Here is a 23,145-nt window from a genome sequence, read left to right on the forward strand (position 1 = left end):
AACAGCCGGACGGTTTTTACCGTCCGGCTGTTTTGAGAGAAGAGACACAGAAAAATGCTTGCGGCAATCCTTACTGGAGGAGCTGGAGCACGCTCTGGGGCTGCTGGTTGGCCTGCGTGAGCATCGCCTGTGCAGACTGGGTAACCACGTTGACCTTGGCGTATTCCATCATCATCTTGGCCATATCGGTGTCGCGGATACGGCTGTTCGCGGCCTGGATGTTCTCGGATTTTCCAAGTGCTGTACCATCCGCAGTAGTGAATACCAATGCTTTGTCCGTACCAGCATTGTCTGCGCCAACGATACTATTATTTGCTGCATTGCCGGTGCTGCCAAGCAGAACATTGCCAGCTTTCAGCTCGTATCCGTCACCTGCCTGATTCAGCTCAATCGTGATATTGCCGCCAGTCACAGTAGGATCTGCTGCCGCAGCCGCATCAAGCGCCGCCTGGGTCGCATCCGCATTCAAACCGCTAGCATCTGCGGAAGCACCGTTACCATTTGCGTCGTCGAAAGTGAGTGCAGTCGCCCCGCTGAAGTCCGGCTTTTCAGGCGCATCAGCAACAGCCGCTTTAGCAGCGCCGGCAGCAGGCTCCTGCGCCTCAAGCACGACTTTCTGGAAGTCAAGTCCTTCTGTTCCAGTACCATCCAGTTCAACTTCAGTATTTTGATTCGCTTCAAACTTAGAACCTGTATTCATAATCAGAGGATACCGGATGGGCGAGGGATTTTGCTGTCCTGCAAGGCGAAAAAACGCAGACAATACTTTGTGTATTGCAAGGTTTTTCAACGCAGCAGGCCGGCAAAAGACCCGCTCAGACGGTGTCGAATGGTTATGAATACAGGTTCTTAGATGGCGTATACGTATTTAACGCGTGTAGACGCTATCTAAAGTGGTTTTGCAAAAAAATTTTAAAAATCCTTTGGAGAATTTATATGGTCGGGCGCGGCTTGACAGATCGCCGGTTTTTCCTTATACTATTATAATAGAAGATAAAATAGCAGGTGCCATGAAGGTACAGTGCGGCGCAGCAGATGCCGCCTGATTCGTGGCGCTTTTTTGCGTCCTGGAAGGGTGAATACATTTGTTAAAACAGATTTTTGCAGGCATATTGATTGCCTGCCTCTTGGTATCCGGCTGCGCATCCCAGAACAGCGTCCCACCGGTTTCGAAGCCTGCGGAGAGGGATGCAGTTGTGGTGGCGATGGGGCCAAACTCCGAACCGGAAGCGGGCTTCGACCCGGTTTATGGCTGGGGCGCGGGCGAACACGTACATGAACCGCTGATCCAAAGCACCTTGACGGTGACCGGCAAAGACCTTGAGATTGGGTATGACCTGGCAGTTGCAGTGGATGCGAGTGCGGACGGGATGCTCTGGACGGTGGAAATCCGGGATGACGTCCGGTTTTCGGACGGGGAAAAGCTGACCGCCTCGGATGTCGCGTTCACCTATAATACGGTTAAGGCGGGCAGTTCGGTCAATGACTTCACAATGCTTGACCATGCCGAAGCGGTTGGGGATACGACGGTGTTGTTTCATATGTCGGAACCGTTTTCGATCTGGCCCTACACGATGGCAGTTGTGGGGATTCTGCCCGAGCACGCCTATGAACCGTCCACCTATGGGCAGCACCCAATCGGTTCAGGACGGTACCTGCTCAGGCAGTGGGACCGCGGGCAGCAGGTGGTACTTGAGGCAAATCCTGATTATTATGGCGAGCAGCCCCGTATGAAACGGGTGACGATCCTGTTTATGGAAGAGGATGCTGCGTTTCTGGCGGCAAAGGCGGGGCAGGTTGATCTGGCGTATACGGCGGCTTCGTATGCGGACCAGAAGGTTTCGGGCTACCAGCTGATGGCGGTCGAGACGGTGGATAACCGGGGATTCAACCTCCCGGCGGAGTATCCGGGCGTATTTCCGGAGGAAGATGGCGTGCCGGTGGGCAGTGCGGTGACCGGTGACCTTGCGGTGCGGCGCGCAATCAATATCGGGGTGGACCGTCAGGAGATGATTGAAAATGTTCTGAACGGCTATGGAACACCGGCTTACAGCGTCTGCGACCGGATGCCGTGGTACAATCCGGCGTCCGAGGTACCATACGATCCGGATGCTGCCGCCCGGCTGCTCGACGATGCAGGCTGGACAGCAGGGACAGACGGTATCCGGGAGAAGGACGGGGTGCGCGCATCCTTCCACCTGCTTTATCCGGCGGGGGATTCGGTGCGGCAGGCATTGTCCGCAGATTTTTCCAACCAGCTCGCAAGGCTGGGGATCGAAGCGGTTCCGGAGGGGGTTGGATGGGATACCGCTTACGACCGCGCACTTTCCGAGCCGCTTGCATGGGGATGGGGTGCGCATACGCCGATGGAGCTGTACAACATCTATCATAGCAGGCCGGAGGGAGAGTCGGCGGTCTACTCCCCCTATTTTAACAGCAGGGTCGACCGCTATATGGACGCTGCGCTCGCGGCGGATTCCCTTGAGGAGGCTTATAGATTGTGGAAGGCTGCCCAGTGGGACGGGGAAACCGGTGTGACCCAGCAGGGGGATATCCCATGGGTCTGGCTGGTGAACATCGACCATCTTTATTGGGTCCGGGACGGGCTGCGGGTTGCGGAACAGAAGGTTCATCCACATGGACATGGCTGGTCGATCGTCAACAATGTGGATCGCTGGAACTGGGACTAAAAAGAGGAGGATGCAAACTGGAAAGACGTCTTTGGTGGATCGGCGGGAAACTGATCCGGATGGTAGTTCTGACATTGGGGGTGAGCGTGGCGGCATTCGCGCTGGTTTCGCTTTCCCCGCTCGACCCGCTTCAGGCGAACATCGGGCAAACCGCCCTTGGCAGCATGAGCGCGGAGCAGATCGCTCGTTTGCAGGGCTACTGGGGCGTGGGGCAGCCGCCGGTAGAACGGTATCTGAACTGGCTGTCCGGATTCCTCCGGGGGGACCTCGGTGTTTCGCTGCTCTACCGGCAGGAGGTTTCCCGGGTGATCGCTGAAAAGATGGTCCATTCGGTCTGGCTGATGGGGTTTGCATGGTGTGCCTCCGGGGTGCTGGGGGTCGCGCTCGGGATGATCGCCGGGGCGAGACGCGGCAGTCTCTCCGATCGGCTGATCCAGGGCGGCTGTCTTCTGGTTTCGGGCACCCCGTCCTTCTGGATTGCCCTGATGGCGCTGATTGTGTTCGCAGTCTGGCTGGGGTGGTTCCCGATCGGATTGAGTGTCCCGATCGGTATGGAGGCGGCGTATGTCAGCCTTGCCGACCGTCTGCACCATGCGGCACTTCCCGCACTCGTGTTGAGCATTACCGGGATTCCCAATATCGCCCTGCACACCCGGGAAAAGATGGTGGAGGTGCTCGAGAGCGACTATGTGCTGTTTGCGCGGGCGAGGGGGGAACGGACAGCGCAGATCGTCCTGCGGCATGGGCTGCGCAATGTCCTGCTGCCTGCGGTCACCTTGCAGTTTGGCGCGATCGGAGAGATTTTTGGCGGGTCGACGCTGGTTGAGCAGGTGTTTTCCTACCCCGGCCTGGGACAGGCGGCGGTGGCTGCGGGGCTGGGGAGCGATCTGCCGCTTTTGATGGGGATTTCCGTCATCAGCGCAGGGATCGTTTTTGGCGGTAACCTCGCTGCCGACCTGCTTTATGGAGTGGTCGACCCACGCGTCCGGAAAGGTGGTGCCCGCCGATGAGCCGACATCTCAACCGGCGGCAGCGGACACTCCTGCTGGTGTTCTGTTCGGTTATAGCACTGCTCACAGTGACGGTCGCGGGCGGTCTGCTTTCCGGACAGGCGATGGTCACCGACTTTTCCCGCAAAAATCTTGCGCCCTGCATGGCCTATCCGTTCGGTACCGACTGGATGGGGCGGGATATGTTTGCACGCACGCTGGCAGGGCTTTCGATGAGCCTGCGGCTTGGCGCATTGACTGCCGGAATCAGCGCGGTTGCCGCGCTTGTGATCGGGCTTTTTGCGGCAACCTCCGGACGCGTCGGAGACGCGCTGACCGGTTGGCTGATTGATCTGGTGATGGGGATTCCGCATATCCTTCTGCTGATCTTGATCTCCCTGGCTTGCGGCAGAGGGCTTACCGGGGTGGTGGCTGGCATTGCGTTGACCCATTGGCCTTCTCTGGCCCGCCTGCTTCGTGCAGAGCTGCTCCAACTGCGGGAAAGCCCGTTTATCCGGATTGCTGAAAAACTGGGGATCGGACGTCTGCGGATCGTTAGAGAGCATCTGTTCCCGCACCTGCTTCCACAGTTTCTGGTCGGGCTGGTGCTCCTTTTCCCACATGCAATCCTGCACGAAGCGAGCATCACCTTTCTGGGGTTTGGGCTTCCGCCCGAGCAGCCTGCTATCGGGGTCATTTTATCGGAGAGTATGCAGTATCTTGCCATGGGACGCTGGTGGCTGGCGGTTTTTCCCGGTGCGCTTCTGGTTCTCGCAGTGATGCTGTTTTTTACACTTGGAGAGAATCTGCGCTGTCTGCTTGACCCGGGCAGCGTACAGGAATAGGGGGTTCTGTTATGCGGCAATCCGACCCGATTCTAAAGGTTGAGGGTCTTTCTGTGTCGTTTTTACAGTATGGACACGGGATGCGGCAGAAACAGCTTCATGTCGTGCGCGGGCTTGACCTGTCGGTCTATGAGCGGGAGGTCGTAGCGGTTGTGGGGGCGAGCGGTTCCGGGAAAAGCCTGCTCGCCCATGCCATCCTCGGCCTGCTGCCTTATAACGCCCATATGGAGGGGACATGCAGCTTCCTGGGGGAACCGCTGGATGAGGCACGCCTGCGCAAACTGCGGGGAAGGGAAATTGTCCTGGTGCCGCAGGGGGTCAGCTACCTCGACCCGTTGATGCAGGTGGGCGCACAGCTGAATGGAGCGAAAAGAGATCCCGATTCCCGAAGGCGCACGCGGGAATCGCTTGCCCGGTATGGCTTGGGGGAAGAGGTCGAACGGATGTATCCGTTCGAGCTTTCGGGCGGGATGGCGCGCAGGGTGATGATCGCGGCGGCTGTGCGCTGTATACCAAAGCTGGTGATCGCGGACGAGCCGACGCCAGGGTTAAACCCCGAAGCCGCACAACGGATTCTAGGGCACTTCCGGGAGATCGCCGATGGAGGGGCGGGGGTTCTGCTGATTACCCATGACCTTGAGCTGGCTCTGGCTGTTGCTGACCGGGTGGCGGTCTTTTATGCGGGCAGGACGCTCGAAGAGGCATCGGCAGCAGATTTTGCGCGGGAGGAAACGCTGCGGCATCCGTATACCCGCGCGCTTTGGCGGGCCATGCCGCAGAACGGATTCGAGCCGGCCGAGGGAGTACAGCCCGATGCGGGGAAAAAATGGGAAGGATGCCCGTTTGCGCCGAGATGCCCTTTGCGCGATGCGGACTGCGCAGCAGAGCCGCCGGTCCGGGAGATTGGGGACGGGTGGGCGCGGTGTTTTCATACCGGGCTGGATAAGGGGGGAAATGGATGGCTTTGACAGCGGAACAGATTTCGTTCCGGTATGAGAAGGGCGGACGGAGGATTCTCCAAAAGCTCGACTTGACCGTTGCGCCGGGGGAACGGCTGGGGATTGCCGCCCCGAGCGGTCGCGGAAAAACAACGCTCTGCAAAATTCTGGCGGGCTATGAGCACCCGGATGAAGGGTGTGTCCTGGTCGATGGAAAGCCTCTGGACAGCATCCGCGGATACTGTCCGGTTCAGATGGTCTGGCAGCATCCGGAACTGGCAGTCGATCCAAGGATGCGGCTGGGAAGGACGCTTGCAGAGGCAGACCGGCTGGAACAACGGGTGATCGACGGGCTGGGGATCGAGCCTGCATGGATGAGCCGGTATCCTTCCGAGCTTTCCGGCGGGGAACTGCAGCGGTTCTGCATCGCTCGCGCACTTGGCCGGGGCACTCGTTACCTGCTTGCCGACGAGATCAGCGCGATGCTTGATCTCATCACCCAAAGCCAGCTTTGGCGTTTTCTGATGACCGAAACCGAAAAGCGGGGAATCGGTCTGGTAGTGGTCAGCCATTCTCAATCTTTGCTGGACCGGATATGTACCCATGTCCAAAAGATATAGATACAAGCCACTTTTTTGTGCGTTTCGGGAAAAAAATGATTGTTGGGAATCCAGGCTTGACCAAACGGAAATGCTCTGCTATAGTAATAAAAGGACCCGTTTGTATGATATAGATGTATAAAAGCATCGTGGGAAGAGTTGCTTTTGGATAAAAACATTTCATCATATCAGACGTTCCGGTATCCAGCAGAAACATGGGGGAGAGTTTCTGGACGTCGTGAGATGGCTATGAAATGCCCCCGAGGAGTTTGTCTGAAAACAGGAAAGTAGATGGATTTTTGTAGATAACAAGCGGATATCAGGATGAAAAATGCAGGAGTGCCTGATGTGCTCCACACGTTTTCAATGTGGTATCTGTTGTTCTGTAAGAGAGATAACATTTTCCGTTTTTCAAACAGTCTCCAGGTAGAATACCAAGTAGAGGGGATTAAGCGCATGAAGAAAAAAAGCAAGTCTATTCGAAAGCAAATTATGTTGGGTTACAGCCGCATCATGCTGGTGATGCTTCTCTTGGTAGCCCTCTCGTTGGTCTCTCTGGTGCGTATTGAGCAAAGTTATCGAGTGGTTTCCAGAAACAGGAATAATCAGGCGCACACCCAGTCTGCACTGGCGAAACACTATGAGTGGCTGGAGCTGTTCAATGACAGTATACAGGATGGGGTAGAATTTAAAGGTAGCCTGAACCACAACACCTGCCAGCTCGGGCTGTGGCTCGCGGATCTGAATGAGGAGGATCTCTCTGACCCGGTGGTTGTAAGCACATTGCAGATGATTAAGCCCCCGCATGAGCAGATGCATACCCTGGCCACCGAAGTTTTGTCCGTTTCAAAGCGGGACAGAGAGGAAGCGCGCGGTCGGTACATGAACGAGATCAAGCCGCTGGTAAATCAGGTAATCGAGGGCTTGGGGCGGATTTCAGGCCAGTATGAGAAGGTTGCGGACGAAACCTCTGAAAAACTGGAGAGTACGATTTTTTCCCTGATTGTAATTAGCATCCTTGGCGCTCTGGTGGGTTTTCTGGTTGCGGCATTCTATGGCAATCGCTCTTCCAAACAGATTTCCGGTCCGATTGTCGCTGTAGCCGACTGGTCGAACAGGCTTTCTCAGGGTGCGGATGAGATCGAGTTCGATGAAAAGATGCTGGCAGGCAACCAGGATAACGAGATTGGCGCGATGATTCTTTCGTTCCAGAGAATGGTGGACAGCATACACGAAAATGTGTCGGTAGTTCAGCGGCTCGCCCAGGGAGATATGACGGTATTTGTCAATATCCGTTCGGAAGACGATGTGCTCGGAAGCAGCCTTTATCATCTTGTGCAGTCGAATGATTTCATGTTTGCGAAGATTATTAAGGTTGCGATGTCGGTTGCGTCCAGTTCACATGACATTGCGAATGCGAGCCAGATGTTAGCGGATACTTCTGTGAAGCAGGCTGCTGCGGTACAGGAACTCAACGATTCCACCGAGGAAACCAAGGCGCTTGTGGAGAAAAATGCAGAGCAGATGGTACATGCGACCGGGCTTTCCCAGTCGATTCGGCAGGATGTGCAGTACAGCAATGAGAAGATGGAAATGCTTGTCCGCTCGGTGAAAGAGATCAATGAGTCCTCCCGGAAGATCGCGAATGTGATTAAGCTGATTGATGATATTGCGTTCCAGACCAATATTCTGGCTTTGAACGCCGCGGTAGAGGCGGCGCGTGCCGGAGAAGCAGGAAAAGGCTTTGCGGTTGTGGCAGATGAAGTGCGTACACTCGCGCTCAGAAGTTCGGAGGCTGCAGATGAGAGCAAAAATCTCATTGAGGCGACAATGCGTGCAACTACCGAAGGAAGCAGGATCAGTTCAGAGGCGTTTGACACCTTCCAGCATATTGTCGAAGACCTCGACCGAATCACTGAAGTGGTTTCAAACATCTCTGACTCGTCCGAGAGACAGGAGAACGCAATTACCCGCATGCATACACAGGTCGAGTTGATCAGAGATTCGATTACGGCCAATGCATCGGTAAGTGAGGAAGCTGCCGCCGCAAGCAACGAGATGAGAGAGAATGCGAAACTGCTGGAAGAGGAGATGCGTCAGTTCAATCTGCGTCAGCGGAGAATGGGTCATGCATATATCCCGCCCGAGAAGCGGGACGATGAGGAATTCATCCGAGAAGCAAACGAGAACTATCAGAAAGCGCTTCGGGAGAATTCTGAAGTGGCACTTCGAGAAGCTGCCATGCATGGATAAAAAAGCAAGCTCCCCCGAAAGGCAGCTTGCTTATCAAGACAGCATCTACTAACAAATTGAAAATTGTGTAGTTACAAAACAGGATGCTTTTCAAGTAGGTATGGCAATCAATAAAAGTCATACCTACTTGTTTTTTTACTTTATGGCGCGTCAAGCCAAACGCAAATATCCAAAAAATGCCACCTTAAAAAACACCAAAAATGGAAAAATCTTTAAATCATCTTGTGTTTCCAGAATATGCTTTAAAATAGTCTCTCTTTTTTGGCTCCACTGGCGTTCTGGCGAACTTTGGCTGTAGTGCTTGCTGTCTGGCATCAGCGTTGTTTCGTCCATCAGATACGACTCGATCAGGGTTGAAAGGATTTGTTACCATTTCCAGTCCGGTCATGGTAGAGCTTATACTCCATTGAATCGACCAGGGCGCGGATCGAAGCGTTGATGATATCGGTCGAGACGCCCACAGTTGTCCAACTCGTCTCCCCGTCCGACGATTCGATCAGTACCCGAACAAGCGACGCTGTCGCGCGTCCTGCCTCCATGACCCGCACTTTATAGTCGATCAGACGCACCCCGCCGAGACTGGGGTAAAAGACTTCGAGTGCCTTTCTCAGTGCCCGGTCAAGTGCGTGCACCGGGCCATCCCCCTCGTCAGCAGTGATCTCGAACTGGTCGTCTACACGCAGTTTGACCAACGCTGACGCCATATGTCTGTCAGCAGAATCCTGCTCACCGATGATCCGGAACAATTCCAACTGGAAAAAAGGGGTAAACCGTCCCAGTTCTTTGAGTACCACCAGCTCAAAACTGGCGGTTGCAGCCTCAAATTGGTACCCCTCAAATTCCAGCTTCTTGAGCCGGTCAACCAGCCGGACGAGCGCAGGCGAGTCCTTAGATAGCCCGGGGACCAGATCGACAATTTTGGTCATCAGGGCGGTGCGGCCCGAAACCTCCGAAAGCAGGATTTGCCGACGGTTGCCAACCATCTCGGGATTGATGTGCTCAAATGCAGCGGTATTCTTTTTTACGCCGTCAACATGCATCCCACCCTTATGGGCAAATGCCGCCTTTCCGACATAGGGCATCGAGTGGGGCAGGCGCATATTGGATACTTCCGAGATAAAACGGGCGGTCTTGGTCATCTGGGGAAGCCGATCCTCAGGGATGCAGGTATAGTCCATCTTGATCTGAAGGTCGGCAATCATAGTGGAAAGATTTGTATTTCCACACCGTTCCCCAAAGCCGATGTAGGTGCCCTGAATCTGGTCAGCGCCTGCCTGCACAGCTGCAATCGTATTTGCGACCGCACAACCGGTATCGTCGTGACAGTGCACCCCGATCATGCCGGGAAACTTCCGGACCATATCCCCGGTGATGCGTCCGATTTCATCTGGAAAGCAGCCTCCATTGGTATCACAGAGCACCAGCTTACGTGCACCCGCGTCTTTGGCTGTCTGAAGGGTCTGTACTGCATAATAGGGGTTCTGCTTGTAGCCATCAAAAAAGTGCTCGGCGTCAAAGATCACCCGCTTCCCAAACCGCGCGAGATAGGCAACTGTATCCGCAATCATCTCCAGATTTTCCTCTGGAGTCGTCCCGAGAACCTCCCGCGCCTGCCATTCCGAGCTTTTTCCGAACACTGCGACCCACTCAACCCCAGCTTCGAGCATCGCCTGGCAGTTTTTGTCCTCCGCGACCGGGATGCCCCGACGCCGGGTAGACCCAAATGCTACCAGTCTGGATCGGGTCAGTGAAAGCTCCCCTTTCCGGCGGAAGAACTCCGCATCTTTTGGATTGCTGTAAGGATTGCCTGCTTCAATGTAATCGATCCCGATTGCGTCGAGCGCGCGGACAATGTTCAGTTTGTCCTCCACCGAGTAGGAGACATTTTCGCTCTGTGCCCCATCCCGCAAAGTGGAATCGAAAATCTCGATCTTTTTCATCTATCAAATCACCTCTTCGCATTTTTTCATTTTACCACAATCCGTTTCTTCAAACAAGCGGGGGACGGGCTGCAATCTTTCCGGATTTCTCCCCGGTTTTGGCTGTATTTTTATGAAAAACGGAGGTTTCTTCATTTTTCACTTTACATCGGTGAAGTTTTGCGATATAGTTAGACAAGTTCACGATGACATTTATGCGACTCAAACCGGAGCCGTTTTCAGCAGGGGGGATCAACTTGAAACTTCACTTTTCAAAGATGCATGGTCTGAAGAATGATTATGTATACATCAACTGCCTTTCGGAAAAATTGAAACATCCGCAGGAAGTCGCGCGGCTGATCAGTGACCGGCACTGCGGAGTCGGTTCAGACGGCCTGATTCTGATCTGTCCTTCTGACCGGGCGGATTTTGCTATGCGGATGTTCAACATGGATGGGTCGGAGGGCAATATGTGCGGTAATGGTATCCGGTGTATGGGGAAGTACGTCTATGACCACCGGTTGACGGAAAAGACCCAGGGTCTGGCCATCGAAACGCGCAGCGGCGTGAAATACCTTGATCTGACCGTTGAAAATGGACAAGTTGTGTGGGTGTCGGTCGATATGGGAGAGGCTTCCACATGTGCGAAGTCGGTCCCAGTTGCCACAGATTACGATGACTTCGTCAGCCAGCCGATGTTGGTATGTGGGGAGGTCTATCTGGTCACCTGCGTTTCGATGGGGAATCCCCACGCGGTTATCTTCTGCGAGGAGATTGACAGTCTCGACCTGCCAGTGATCGGGCCACTGTTCGAACATCATGAACGGTTTCCGGAAGGGGTCAACACCGAATTTATTCAGTTGATCGACCGGGAGACGCTCCGCATGCGGGTCTGGGAGCGGGGCAGCGGCGAAACATTCGCCTGCGGCACCGGTGCCTGTGCATCGGTCGTTGCAGCGGTGCTGAACGGCCATTGTGATCCAGACCGGGAGATCACGGTTCACCTGCGCGGCGGAGACCTCAAGATTACCTGTACCTCAGACTTCACCGTACGGATGCGCGGTCCTGCAACCCATGTATTTGATGGAGAGATTGAGCTCGATTTATAACCAACAGGACAATAGGCGGTTGGTTATCCGAACATTTGCACATTTTTTTGAATTGTGGTTTTTGTCTGCAGGCCGCAGCATATGTTTTGAGCGCAGCCCGCGCCGAAGGCAGTTTTTTAAAGAGCAATATTAGGATGGAGATTGAAAGGGGAGGATTGCTTTGGCAAAGATCAACCAGCATTACCGGCAATTGAAGGACAGCTATCTGTTTTCGGATATTGCGCGCCGGGTAGCAGCATTTTCACAGGCGCACCCGGAAAAAGAGATCATCCGTATGGGGATAGGCGATGTGACCCTCCCTTTGATGCCGTCGGTTATCTCCAGCCTGCACAGCGCAGTAGAGGAGATGGCTGACGCTTCAACCTTCCGTGGATATGGCCCGGAGCAGGGGTATGGCTTCTTACGGGATGCAATCAGGGCATACTATGTTCGTTTTGGGGTACAGCTCGACCCGGATGAAATTTTCGTGAGCGACGGTGCAAAAAGCGACCTCGGGAACATCACCGACCTGTTCTCGGCTGATAATACAGTTCTGATTCCAGACCCGGTCTATCCGGTCTATGTTGACACCAACCTGATGAATGGACGAAAGATTCTTTACATGAATGCCAATGCGGAGAACGGATTTCTGCCGATGCCAGATCCCGAAGTCCGCACGGATCTGATCTATCTTTGCTCCCCCAATAACCCGACCGGTGCGGTTTACACACGGGAGCAGCTTGCCGCTTGGATAGATTATGCGCTTGCGCAGGATGCTGTCTTGCTGTTCGATGCGGCCTATGAAGCGTTTATTGGGGATTCTTCTCTTCCGCACAGTATCTTTGAGCTGCCCGATGCCAAAAGGTGCGCAATCGAGTTCTGTTCCCTTTCTAAAACCGCCGGATTTACTGGAACCCGCTGTGGTTATACCATTATACCCAAAACGCTCAAGATTGAGGGGATGTCCCCAAACCGGATGTGGAATCGCCGTCAGGCCACCAAGTTTAATGGCGTGCCTTATATCATCCAGCGAGGGGCAGAAGCGGCCTTTTCGGAGGAGGGGGTCCGGCAGTCTCAGGAAATGGTCGCATATTATAAGAAGAACACCGCGGTGATGGCGGAAACCCTTGAACGATGTGGGGTGCATTTTTTCGGCGGTGTGCATTCCCCCTATCTCTGGATGGAGTGCCCTGATCGGATGGACTCTTGGACCTTTTTTGACTATTTGCTGGAAAATGCCGCAATCGTCGGCACACCCGGAGCAGGCTTTGGTATAAATGGAGAAGGCTATTTCCGTCTGACCGGATTCGGCAGTCAGCCAAAAACGATGGAAGCAATGCAGCGGATCGCATCCCTGCTGAAAGGAGCAAACTGATGGAACCGTTGACTTACCTGTGGAAAGACCGTAAACGCATTCTGGGAATGCCGATCTCATTCACGAAATATGCACTGACCGAGGACCGTATTTTTATGGAAACGGGCCTGTTGAACCTGTGCAGTGAGGAGGTCATACTCTATCGGGTGCGGGATATGACCTTGAAAATCTCGCTTGGGCAGAGGATTTTCAGAGTTGGAAGTGTCGTTCTCGCATCTTCGGACAAGACCACCCCTGTATTGGAACTGAAAAATATCAGACAGCCACGCGAGGTCAAGGAGCTGATCCACCGCCAAGTCGAAGAGATGAAGCGCAGCCGGCAGATGCGGGTCGGAGAGATACTTGATGATGGTGATGGATGCACCCACCTGGAAGAGGATGACGATTGAAAATCGCTGTACCTTCTCAAAAGATGTGCTGGTTCTGAAACATTTTGAAATTTTGGATTAGGGCAAAAGCCTGCTTACAAATGGTCAGCAGGTAGAAATTGTTGTGAGCTTGTACCGTACCGATCGGAAGCGTCTCCTCCGAAAGAATGGGGAGATACCAAAAGAGGAACCCCCGCCATTCGGCGGGGGTTCGGCGCTTATTTACCGTAGAAAGCTCTTTTGTAAAGCTCGGCAATCTCCGAAACGAGTGGCTGGCGCGGATTCGCGGTTGTGCACTGGTCGGAATAGGCGCGGTCAGCGAGCTGATCGACCCCTGCCATAAAGATTTTCTCATCAATGCCGCAAGCCTGAATGCTCTCAGGAATGTTGACCTCTTTCATCAGGTCGCGGATTGCCTTAATCAGGCTCTGCACACCTTCCTGTGTGGTTTTGGCGGGCAGACCGAGATAGCGGGCGATTTTCGCATATTTCTCATCGGCGATGAATTTTTCATATTTCGGCCAGATGGTGAATTTAGTCGGCTCGGTTGCATTGTACTCAACCACATACGGCAGAAGCAGCGCGTTTGCGCGTCCATGCGGGATGTGATATTCGCCGCCCAGTTTGTGCGCCATCGAGTGGTTCAGGCCAAGGAATGCGTTGGTAAACGCAAGACCTGCGATACAGGAAGCGTTGTGCATCTTCTCACGCGCTTCAAAATCGGTAGAACCATTCTTGTATGCGCGGGGGAGATACTCAAACACCAGCTCGATCGCGTGGACTGCAAGACCATCGGTGTAGTCGGAAGCGAGCACCGATACATAAGCTTCCAGCGCATGGGTCAGAACATCAAGGCCGGTGTCCGCAGTGGCGGATTTGGGCAGAGATACAACAAACTGCGGGTCGATGATTGCAACATCCGGGGTCAGCTCGTAGTCTGCCAGCGGATATTTGATATTGCCGTTTGCCTTGTCGGTAATAACCGAGAAGGAGGTGACCTCCGAACCGGTCCCCGAGGTGGTCGGGATACAAACAAGCTGTGCTTTGCTGCCGAGTTTCGGGAAATGATAGGTACGTTTCCGAATATCCATGAATTTGAGCTTCAGGCCATCGAACGAAGTGTCGGGATGCTCATAGAACAACCACATGCCCTTCGCCGCATCCATCGCCGAACCGCCGCCCAGCGCGATGATGACATCCGGCTTGAAGCTGTTCATGGCTGCGACGCCGCGCATGATTGTTTCGACCGACGGATCCGGCTCAACCTCCGAGAAAATCTCGGCATGGCAATATTCAAGGCGTTTGCGCAGATAGTAGAGGATTTTGTCAACATTGCCGAGCTGAACCATCATCGGGTCGGTAACGATAAACGCGCGGCTGATGTCCGGCATCTTCTCGAGGTATTGAATGGAATCGTTCTCGAAATAGATTTTGGGCGGAATCTTGAACCACTGCATGTTGACTCTCCTTTTCGCGATGCGTTTTTTGTTGATGAGGTTGACCGAAGAGACATTGGAAGTGGTAGAGTTATGTCCAAACGAACCGCAGCCCAGCGTCAGAGATGGCATATTGGTGTTGTAGATGTCACCGATCGCGCCCTGAGAGGACGGAGAGTTAACGATGATACGTCCAACCTTCATCTGCTCGCCGAAAGCATTGCAAAGCTCGGAATTGGTCGAGTGGATAACCGCCGAGTGGCCCAGCCCGCCGAGGTCGAGCATACGGGAGGCGTACTCGAAGCCCTGATGATAGTCCTTGACGGTGAAGTATGCCAGAACAGGGGAGAGCTTCTCGAGAGAAAGCGGATACTCGCGGGAGGGTTCAGGCAGCTTCGCGATGAGGATTTTGGTCAGTTCAGGGACTTTCACGCCCGCCTGCTCTGCGATCCAGAACGGGGATTTACCAACAACATCCGGATTGACTGCGCCCTTGTCAGCGCGCATCACAAAGCGTGTGACCTTATCGATCTCGTCACCGGTGAGGAAATAGCAGCCATGCTTTTTCATAAACGACTCGAACGGAGCCGAGATTTCCTCGTCGACGATGACCGCCTGCTCAGAAGCGCAGATCATACCGTTATCGAATGTCTTGGAGAGCATCAGGTCGGTGCAGGCACGCTCGAGGTTGGCAGATTTTTCGATGTAGCAGGGGACGTTGCCCGGGCCAACGCCAAGGGCCGGCTTGCCGCAACTGTAGGCTGCCTTGACCATGCCCGCGCCGCCAGTAGCGAGGACGAGCGAGACAAGCGGATGGTTCATCAGCGCTGCGGTTGCTTCGACCGAAGGGAATTCGATCCACTGGATGCAGTTTTCGGGAGCGCCCGCTTTGACTGCCGCATCATAGACCACCTTTGCTGCCGCCGCGGAGCATTTTTGTGCCGACGGATGGAAGCCGAAGATGATCGGGTTACGGGTTTTCTGGGTGATGAGAGATTTAAAGATGGTGGTGGAGGTGGGATTGGTCACCGGGGTGACGCCCGCGACGATGCCTACCGGCTCTGCAACTTCGACATAGCCTTCCATGTCATTCTCGTCGATAATCCCGACCGTCTTTTCATATTTGATCGAGTGATAGATATACTCGGAAGCAAACAGGTTTTTGGTAATCTTATCCTCATAGACGCCGCGACCGGTCTCTTCAATCGCGAGCTTCGCAAGTGCCATATGCTGGTCAAGCGCAGCAAGCGACATCGCCTGTACGATGTTGTCGACCGTTTTCTGATCCATCTCCATATACTGTTTGAGCGCCTTGTCAGCCTTTTGTACCAGATCGTCAATCATCTTGTCGATGTCTACTTCGGGTACAGCGGGCTGGGTATTTGCCTTTTCCATCGCAGTGACCTCCTTGGTTCTCAATTTAATAATTATAGATTGGGGTGCCTGTTCAGCCTTTTAGCTGTTACGATCAGTATACCACATTGTTAAAGTTTTGACAATATGGCATTGAAGAAAATAAAGAAACATTTTCCTTTCGTTTTTTGTGCAATCTGTCAAGATGCACCTATTATTTCAAAACGAACGGGAAAGATGGATTTCTGACCCTGTACCATTCGCCGTCCGTATATAGATAGCAGCTGTCCGGCCCGTTGATTCGATAGGAAAAATCGCCATCAGGAAGTGAAAAATGGTAGACTTCTCCTCCGCTCACATCACTCGGGGAATCTCCCTCCTTGAAACGCTCATGTTTTAGGGAAAGCCCGGATGCCCACGATCGGAGCATCTCTATCTGTTCGTCGGCAAGGGAAAATTCAGTCTGTCCTTCGCAGTCGTAGCGTGTCATAACCACTGAGGAAAGCTCCGAGGAAATCTTTCCCATAAGTGGAGAAGGCTGTACTGCACAGCCTGTGAGCAGAAAAAGAATGCAGAGCAGGGGAACAAGACATTTTTTCATTCCAGTACCTCCCTTCCACCGATCTTTTAAAAAGGATATCATGAAGATGGAGGATGTTCTATCTTAATTTTGTAAACTTTTAGAGTCTGTCTATTGCGAAAGCCCTCCCCTAAAATGGGAGGGCTTTCGCATACACAATAGTATACAAACAAAAAACCGGCAGCTATATCCAGATGGTTTTGGCTGCCGTATGCCGGCATTGCTCTTGCGTTACAGCCCTGAAGCTGTCGTCAACAGCACAGGCTGCGGCAATGTCACCATTTCCGGGATAGACGATCCTTGGTTAAGAATCAGCGCGCAAACTGACACATAGCTGCTCCAAATATTTGAGATCAGCTGGCGTATCAATATCAAGCAATTCCTGCGGTCCCTCTGCCTCGATAATCCGCAGCAGATGAGAATACTGCGCGATCACCGAGCTGCCCGACTGGTGCGGTGCAAGTGTGGCGAGTGCGGAGAAAAGGGAAGAGGGAAATAGGACTGGATTACCTCGATTGCCCTTCCAACCGAGCGCAACAATAGCATCCGGTTCAGAACAAAACCGGTCCACCAGTGTATAGATGCTCCGCACACGCACCAAGGGCTGGTCACAGACTGAAAAAAGGCAGCCATCAAGCGAGCAATCGAATGCATTCAAACCGAGACGAATGGTCTGCGCAATATCACTGGCGGGATCGGGATTTTTGACCACCTGAAATCCATAGCGCTGTGCACTGGCAGAGACCAGCGCACAGCGGGTAACGGCAACCGTCTGGCAGAACCGTTCAACCGGGAACCGGTTGAACACGAATTCTGCCAGCGGCATACCGTGGAATTTCGCAGTCAATTTGTTGGCCTGAAACCGCTTTGACTGTCCCGAAGCGAGAAAAACGCATCCGACCCGCAGGGAACCAGACATTCGAATTTAAACGGTCGCCTTTTCAGGCTCCTCTTTTTTCTCCTGCTCTGCATTGGGCTTGGCGGCAGATTCAGCAGGATCCAGACGCTCAAACTTCAACTCCGGCTTGGAATCGTCCGCAGCTTTGCTGTCGGATCCAGATCCATCCGGGGTTTTGTCGTCCGGCTTGGAGAAAACCGGGGCTTTGTCATCCGGCTTTGGGGCCTCAATCTTGATTTCCGGTTTCGGCGGCTCGGGCGGCTCCGGTTCCTTCTGCTGCATAATCACAGAACCATAGACAATCGCGCCCTTGCTGACTTCCATCTCTGGAGTGGTAATGTCACCGGTGATTGCACCAGTGCTGCTGATGACTGCGGATTCGGTCGCAATTACATTACCGGTTACCCTTCCGCTGACACTGAGCGTGCCGGTACGGACGTTGCCGTCCACAACCGTGTTGGCGCCCAGAACCGCAGATTTCTCCGCCAGGATGTTGCCCTTGATCTCTGCGCCACTCGCGACAAAGGTAGCACAATCAATGTCCCCGGTGATTTTCCCGTAGACCTTGACAACGGCAGTGCTCTTGACATCGCCCTCCACAGTACCGAAGATGTCCAGATTGTCTTCAGAAACGATGTTTCCCGTAATGACTGTGTTTCTGGAAATCGAAGCGGTCAGATCGGCCTCCTTTGTAGTCTGTGCCGGCTCGGCAGCCTGCGCAGAGGCCTGTGCCGACTCAGGAGCGGGCTGAGGTGCGGGTTTCTCCTCGACCACAGGCGGGACAATCACCGGCGGTGCAGGGGGAATGGGCATCGGCTGGGGTTTTTTTCTTCCGAACATAGGCGTTCAACCTCCTCAGTAAACTTTCCACATCTCTAATTATCGTCTTTTTTAAAAAAAATGCAAGTGAAATCTGCGATTTTCTTAAAAAGAATCTGAATAATTGAAAATAGCTATCAAATATCATCAATTTACCCATATATTTTCACCGTTTTCAGGCGTTGCATATCAATTTCACAAAAAAGGGTTGACTCAAGTATGAAATCGGACTATACTAAACAAGTACGAAATCGGACAGAAAGGATAATGGAGGAAGATGGAGACAATATCGGGATATGAATTAAAGGAATTCAATCGCGTGTATAAGGAGATGGACGATCTCTACCACGAGATTGCTCTGAAGCTGGGGCTGTCGGACAGCGCGTTCATCATCCTTTATGCCCTGTGTGAACAGGGAAATGGCTGCCTGCAAAAGGATATCTGCGCACAGGCGTTTGTAAGCAAACAGACTATCAACTCGTCGATCCGCAGGCTTGAAAAGAAGGGGATACTCTTTCTCGAGCCGGGAAAAGGGCGGGATATGCACATCTGCCTGACCGAAATGGGGCGGCAGTTTGTACAGGAAAAGATTGTTCCGGTTGTTCAGATGGAAAACAGCGTGTTTTCCGGGATGTCCCCGATAGAAAGCGCGGAGCTTCTGCGGCTGAACCGCAAATATCTTGAGCAGTTCCGCGAAAAGGTGGGAGCATTTTTGAATGGTACGGCGAAGAGGCCGTGACCATCTTTTCAAAAAACAGGACTCAGAGGAGGAATTGCGCAAGATGAAACTGATTACGGTCGGCCGTGAATTCGGAAGCGGCGGACGGGAGCTGGGAAAGCGCCTGGCGGACACGCTTGGCTTTGCCTATTATGACCGGGAGCTGATCTCGGCGGTTGCGGAGAAGAGCGAACTGGATGAACAATACGTTGCGGGCCTGCTTGAACAGGGGCGGGTGACGGGATATCCGTTTACGATTCGCCGGACTTTTTCGTACGGCAGGATGCCGCAGCAGAATACAATGAAAGTGTTGATCATGCAGGAGAAGATCATAAAGGAGCTGGCAGCGGTGGGAAACAACTGTGTGATCGTCGGACGGAGCGCAGATGTCCTGCTGCGGGAGTACCACCCACTTACGCTGTTTGTGCATGCTGAGATGAAATCGAAGGTTCAGCGGTGCCGGGAGCGCGCCATGGAGGGGGAGCGCCTCACCGACCGGGAGATCATACATAGAATCAAACAGGTGGATGCCGGACGTGCGAAGCACCGGGAGCTGATTGCTGGGGGCGGGTGGGGCTGCAAGGAGAGCTACCACCTCTGCATCAATACCTCGGGGCTTTCCATCAGGCAGCTGATTCCGCCGATTGCAGAATATGCTCAATTCTGGTTTAGGAGAACGACACCATGAGAATCCAACTTTCAGAACATTTTAACTATCGGAAACTGATCCGGTTTGTGGTTCCATCCATCATCATGATGATCTTCACTTCGGTTTATGGCGTTGTAGACGGACTGTTTGTCTCCAATTTTGTGGGAAAAACGCCGTTTGCAGCGGTAAACCTGATCTATCCGTTTCTGATGCTGCTCGGCGCGCCGGGCTTTATGATCGGCACCGGCGGGAGTGCGATTATCGCAAAGACGCTGGGAGAAGGGGACAGGGAGAAAGCCAACCGCTGTTTTTCGATGTTGGTCTACATCACCATTGCGGGCGGCGTCCTGCTTACGCTGGCAGGACTGCTCTGGGTCCGTCCGATCGCGGAAGCACTGGGCGCAGAAGGCGCCATGGTGGAGGAGTGTGTCCGGTATGGCAGGATCATCCTTCTGGCAGGGACTGCGTTTATGCTGCAAAACACCTTCCAGAGCTTTCTGGTCACGGCGGAAAAGCCGCATCTCGGCCTGGCTGTGACCATTGCGGCGGGCCTGACGAATATCCTGTTTGACGCTCTGTTTGTCGCGGTCTTTCGGTGGGGGACGGTAGGCGCCGCAGCTGCCACTGCGATGAGCCAGGTTGTCGGTGGGATACTCCCGTTGCTCTACTTTGCGCGCCCGAACAACAGCCTGCTGCGGCTGACAAGGACTGGTCTGGACGGCAAAGTGCTGCTGAAGGCGTGTACCAATGGCTCCTCTGAACTGATGACCAATGTCTCGATGTCGCTGGTGAATATCCTGTATAATTTCCAGCTGATCAGGATGGCTGGTGAGGATGGAGTGGCAGCCTACGGTGTGATTATGTATGTCAGCTTCATCTTTGTTTCGGTTTTTATCGGCTATTCGATTGGCAGCGCCCCTGTGATCGGCTACCACTATGGGGCGGAGAACGAAAACGAGTTGAAAAATCTTTTCCGGAAAAGCCTGATCCTTGCCGGGCTGGCGGGACTGGCTATGACCGCGCTTGCCGAACTGCTTTCCCTGCCTTTGAGCAGCATTTTTGTCGGTTACGATGCGGAGCTGCTCACACTGACCTGCCATGGATTCCGGCTGAATTCACTCTCCTTCCTCGTCATCGGGTTCAATATCTTTGCTTCTGCATTTTTTACTGCGCTCAACAACGGCGTAGTTTCCGCAGTGATCTCGTTTCTGCGGACCCTTGTTTTCCAGATCATTGTGGTGCTGGTGCTTCCTGTCTTCATCGGTGTGGACGGTATCTGGCTCTCGATCGTCGTGGCCGAGCTGCTTGCGCTTGCCGTGAGCATCTGGTTCTTTTTGGGGCAGAGGGGGCGGTACCGGTATGCTTGAATGGTGCCTGCTCTCTGCATTCGAAAAAACCTCCCTCCGGTATTTCCGGAGGGAGGTTTTTGGAGTCCGATTCAATAGGTGGGATTTTCGACCTCCACCTTGTCTACCTCTTGGTAGGGGGCCAATGTGGAGACCATCTTCACTGGGACGTCATAGGCGTTGCGGCAGTAGTGGACCTCGTTTGGCTCGATATGGATCAGGTCACCGGTTGAGAGGGTATGTACCACGCCATCCACAACGATGTCAATTTTTCCCTCAAGAATGAAGAAATCCTCTTCCATGATATTGTGATAATGGGCGCGGAAATCCTGCCCGGGCATAAACTGCACCAGGGCGAAATTCATACGGGGGCCTTTCATCAGATATTTGGGACCGCTATTACCAAAGCGGTATTCGCGGTCATTTTCATTGATAACAAACATGGCAGATTCTCCTTTTCTATAAATGGAAGCGCTTCAAAAGAGGCAAAACGATTCTTTTTGAGCCTGCACCGATCCCGGTGCAGAGGGCTGCTTATAGCAGCCCTGCTTCAGATTGCATAGTCATCCGGCACGCTTTGCGTGCCGGATCGCTTTTGTCCGCCGCTTCCAAACGGATGCCTGTTTGGAAGTGTGCTGACTAGATCATCAAACTCGTTCGAAAGAGAACCGAGTACTTTTACAAACCCGGCGCAATCCACATATTTTTGGTGAGCTTGCGGTCACACAGGTCGAGCTGCGTGCGGTAGACCTGCCGCCAGGGTTCGTACATTTCCTCGTAAATCTCATGGTTTTCCGGATTCGGGAGGAAGGTGCGATCGGCCCTTGCACAGCGCTTCACCCCTTCGGCGATCGAGGGGTAGATTCCCGCACCGTAGCCTGCCAGAATCGCGGCTCCAAGTGCAGTCGCTTCCTTCACCACTGGAGTGGTCACCGGCTTACCGGTCACATCTGCTAGAATCTGGCTCCAGAGCGGGCTTTTGGAAGCGCCGCCTGCGAAGATCAGGCTGTCCGGCTCGTTGCCGGTCGCCTCTTTGACAAGCTGGATATGCCCTTTGACGATCATAGCAGTGTTTTCGAGGATCGCGCGGTAGAAGGTGTAGCGGTTGAACTTTTCCGGTTCCAGTTCAAAGTTGGTGAAGGTGGGTGAGGCATGCTTCCAGTTGATGAAGTTCATCACATCGCTGAAACAGCACATCATGCCGTAACAGCCTGCCGGAATCTTTTCCGCCTGCGCATCCATCAGGGCATAAGGGTCCTTTCCGGACGCCTCGCCCTGTGCCTTTTCCAGCTCACAGAACCCGTCTCGGAACCAACGCATGACCAGTCCGGGTTTGAAGGCGAGCGCCTCGTACTGCCAGACGCCCGGGACTGCATGACAATTGACCCGCACCCGCCCGAACGGGTCGGTCTTACCACTGTCGGTATTGAATTCATATTGCCAGAAGCTGCCGCCAAACACGACCCCCTGTCCCGGTTCGGACGCGCCCACGCCGATGGTGCCGAGCTGGCAGTCGCCGCCGCCGACCACAACCGGTGTTCCTTCGGCAAGCCCGGTCAGGCTGGCGCCCGCTGCGTTCACTGCGCCTGCAACCTCACCGCATTCCAGGACGCGGGGGAAGATGTCGCCGCGCAGGCCGCACCGCTCGGCGATGGAAGGATCCCAGTTGCGGCTCTGCAGATCGAACAGGCCGGTAGTGGAACCGTTGCTCGGCTCGACAGCGAGCACCCCGGTGAGTTTATAGATCAGCCAGTCGTTGAACATACCGACCGCCGCGGTCTTTTCATAGATGTCCGGCATCTTATCTTTCACCCACAGGATGCGCGGGATGGCGTTGAGCGCGTAGCTCTGGCCGGACTGCTGGTAAAGCTCTTTTTCCAGATCGGGGTTGGAGCGGATCAGCCTGCCCACCTCGTCGGTGCTGCGCGCGTCCACGTTGGCACAGGCCCAGATTTCGTTCCCGTCCTTATCATAAAGCAAAATGCCTTCCCGCATACAGGTCGTCGAAACAGCGGCAACATCCGCCGGAGAGATGCCGGTTTCTTTCAGCACATCGCGGATGCATCCGCTGGCCAGCTCCCAGTTATGTACCCAGTCGAAATCCATGCTGCCGGGGTAGCGGGGGTCCTCACGGTGGGACCACTCCTGCTGGGAGCATCCGATCTGGTTACCCTCCAGATCAAATACCACGGCGCGGACACTGCCGGTACCGGCATCTACTGCCATCAGGTATTTTGCCATAGATCAACCAACTCCTTTTGTGTTTTATAATGTATATGATG

General features: G+C 53.9%; 21 protein-coding genes. 12 read left to right on the plus strand and 9 right to left on the minus strand.

Translation table 11 applies throughout. The features are described from left to right. Nucleotides 1-70: 70 nt before the first annotated feature. Nucleotides 71-700 (minus strand): flagellin, encoded by a 630-nt coding sequence (locus C814_RS24850; protein WP_016314904.1) that lies wholly within the window; start codon nucleotides 698-700, stop codon nucleotides 71-73. A 385-nt stretch (nucleotides 701-1,085) separates the two neighbouring features. Between C814_RS24850 and C814_RS06890 the strand changes: the two genes are divergently transcribed. The 6 genes from C814_RS06890 (at nucleotide 1,086) to C814_RS06915 (ending at nucleotide 8,314) form a co-directional block, all read left to right on the plus strand. Beyond that, nucleotides 1,086-2,690: an ABC transporter substrate-binding protein gene (locus C814_RS06890; protein WP_022788187.1), complete on the plus strand. Its 1,605-nt coding sequence runs from the start codon at nucleotides 1,086-1,088 to the stop codon at nucleotides 2,688-2,690. 59 nt (nucleotides 2,691-2,749) lie between these two features. Beyond that, a complete protein-coding gene (locus C814_RS06895) occupies nucleotides 2,750-3,700 on the plus strand; it encodes an ABC transporter permease (protein ID WP_016314906.1) in 951 nt (316 codons plus the stop codon). Continuing rightward, on the plus strand, nucleotides 3,697-4,524 hold the full coding sequence (locus tag C814_RS06900) for an ABC transporter permease (RefSeq protein WP_016314907.1): 828 nt from the start codon (nucleotides 3,697-3,699) through the stop codon (nucleotides 4,522-4,524). Before C814_RS06895 ends, C814_RS06900 begins: the two co-directional genes overlap by 4 nt. Nucleotides 4,525-4,535: 11 nt before the next feature. Next, entirely contained in the window at nucleotides 4,536-5,492 is a 957-nt protein-coding gene (locus C814_RS06905; protein WP_016314908.1) for an ABC transporter ATP-binding protein, read from the plus strand. Then, entirely contained in the window at nucleotides 5,483-6,082 is a 600-nt protein-coding gene (locus C814_RS06910; protein ID WP_016314909.1) for an ABC transporter ATP-binding protein, read from the plus strand. The genes C814_RS06905 and C814_RS06910 overlap by 10 nt, the downstream gene beginning before the upstream one ends. A 435-nt stretch (nucleotides 6,083-6,517) precedes the next feature. After that, the gene (locus C814_RS06915) at nucleotides 6,518-8,314 is read left to right on the plus strand and encodes a methyl-accepting chemotaxis protein (protein ID WP_022788189.1); all 1,797 of its coding nucleotides are present in this window, start codon (nucleotides 6,518-6,520) and stop codon (nucleotides 8,312-8,314) included. Nucleotides 8,315-8,464: 150 nt separating this feature from the next. Here the strand turns inward: C814_RS06915 and C814_RS23375 are convergent, their stop codons facing one another. After that, nucleotides 8,465-8,647 (minus strand): hypothetical protein, encoded by a 183-nt coding sequence (locus C814_RS23375; protein ID WP_155846315.1) that lies wholly within the window; start codon nucleotides 8,645-8,647, stop codon nucleotides 8,465-8,467. A gap of 14 nt (nucleotides 8,648-8,661) precedes the next feature. Continuing rightward, the gene (gene cimA / locus C814_RS06920; RefSeq protein ID WP_016314911.1) at nucleotides 8,662-10,254 is read right to left on the minus strand and encodes a citramalate synthase; all 1,593 of its coding nucleotides are present in this window, start codon (nucleotides 10,252-10,254) and stop codon (nucleotides 8,662-8,664) included. A 257-nt stretch (nucleotides 10,255-10,511) separates the two neighbouring features. On the opposite strand from cimA, the gene dapF reads away from it, so the two are divergent. The 3 genes from dapF to C814_RS06935 all read left to right on the plus strand — a co-directional run bounded on the left by dapF (nucleotide 10,512) and on the right by C814_RS06935 (nucleotide 13,085). Further along, nucleotides 10,512-11,342: a diaminopimelate epimerase gene (dapF, locus tag C814_RS06925; RefSeq protein ID WP_031219394.1), complete on the plus strand. Its 831-nt coding sequence runs from the start codon at nucleotides 10,512-10,514 to the stop codon at nucleotides 11,340-11,342. Between the two features lie 160 nt (nucleotides 11,343-11,502). Continuing rightward, nucleotides 11,503-12,696 carry an LL-diaminopimelate aminotransferase gene (locus tag C814_RS06930; RefSeq protein WP_016314913.1) on the plus strand — a complete coding sequence of 398 codons (1,194 nt, stop codon included), beginning with the start codon at nucleotides 11,503-11,505 and terminating at the stop codon, nucleotides 12,694-12,696. Next, a complete protein-coding gene (locus C814_RS06935; protein WP_016314914.1) occupies nucleotides 12,696-13,085 on the plus strand; it encodes a PH domain-containing protein in 390 nt (129 codons plus the stop codon). The genes C814_RS06930 and C814_RS06935 overlap by 1 nt, the downstream gene beginning before the upstream one ends. Before the next feature lie 197 nt (nucleotides 13,086-13,282). On the opposite strand, the gene adhE is transcribed toward C814_RS06935, so the two are convergent. The 4 genes from adhE to C814_RS06955 all read right to left on the minus strand — a co-directional run bounded on the left by adhE (nucleotide 13,283) and on the right by C814_RS06955 (nucleotide 18,171). After that, on the minus strand, nucleotides 13,283-15,895 hold the full coding sequence (gene adhE / locus C814_RS06940) for a bifunctional acetaldehyde-CoA/alcohol dehydrogenase (protein WP_016314915.1): 2,613 nt from the start codon (nucleotides 15,893-15,895) through the stop codon (nucleotides 13,283-13,285). 172 nt (nucleotides 15,896-16,067) lie between these two features. Beyond that, entirely contained in the window at nucleotides 16,068-16,454 is a 387-nt protein-coding gene (locus tag C814_RS06945) for a hypothetical protein (RefSeq protein ID WP_016314916.1), read from the minus strand. A gap of 283 nt (nucleotides 16,455-16,737) precedes the next feature. Further along, nucleotides 16,738-17,352, minus strand: coding sequence for a nucleotidyltransferase family protein (locus tag C814_RS06950; protein WP_016314917.1), 615 nt, complete (start codon nucleotides 17,350-17,352; stop codon nucleotides 16,738-16,740). Nucleotides 17,353-17,358: 6 nt separating this feature from the next. Beyond that, a complete protein-coding gene (locus tag C814_RS06955; RefSeq protein ID WP_016314918.1) occupies nucleotides 17,359-18,171 on the minus strand; it encodes a bactofilin family protein in 813 nt (270 codons plus the stop codon). Nucleotides 18,172-18,427: 256 nt separating this feature from the next. Here C814_RS06955 and C814_RS06960 point away from each other — a divergent pair, with 256 nt between their 5' ends. Genes C814_RS06960 through C814_RS06970 form a run of 3 tightly spaced genes read left to right on the plus strand, consistent with a single transcriptional unit; the run spans nucleotide 18,428 to nucleotide 20,884 of the window. Further along, nucleotides 18,428-18,889: a MarR family winged helix-turn-helix transcriptional regulator gene (locus C814_RS06960; protein WP_016314919.1), complete on the plus strand. Its 462-nt coding sequence runs from the start codon at nucleotides 18,428-18,430 to the stop codon at nucleotides 18,887-18,889. Nucleotides 18,890-18,932: 43 nt separating this feature from the next. Further along, nucleotides 18,933-19,556: a cytidylate kinase-like family protein gene (locus C814_RS06965; protein ID WP_016314920.1), complete on the plus strand. Its 624-nt coding sequence runs from the start codon at nucleotides 18,933-18,935 to the stop codon at nucleotides 19,554-19,556. Beyond that, nucleotides 19,553-20,884, plus strand: a complete 1,332-nt coding sequence (locus C814_RS06970; protein WP_016314921.1) for an MATE family efflux transporter — start codon at nucleotides 19,553-19,555, stop codon at nucleotides 20,882-20,884. The genes C814_RS06965 and C814_RS06970 overlap by 4 nt, the downstream gene beginning before the upstream one ends. Before the next feature lie 71 nt (nucleotides 20,885-20,955). Here C814_RS06970 and C814_RS06975 read toward each other — a convergent pair whose 3' ends face one another. Next, nucleotides 20,956-21,306, minus strand: coding sequence for a cupin domain-containing protein (locus C814_RS06975; RefSeq protein WP_016314922.1), 351 nt, complete (start codon nucleotides 21,304-21,306; stop codon nucleotides 20,956-20,958). A gap of 235 nt (nucleotides 21,307-21,541) precedes the next feature. After that, complete coding sequence (gene lsrK, locus C814_RS06980; RefSeq protein WP_016314923.1) at nucleotides 21,542-23,104, minus strand: autoinducer-2 kinase; 1,563 nt, start codon at nucleotides 23,102-23,104, stop codon at nucleotides 21,542-21,544. Nucleotides 23,105-23,145 lie beyond the last annotated feature (41 nt).

Source organism: Anaerotruncus sp. G3(2012), from assembly GCF_000403395.2.
GTDB lineage: Bacteria > Bacillota > Clostridia > Oscillospirales > Ruminococcaceae > Anaerotruncus.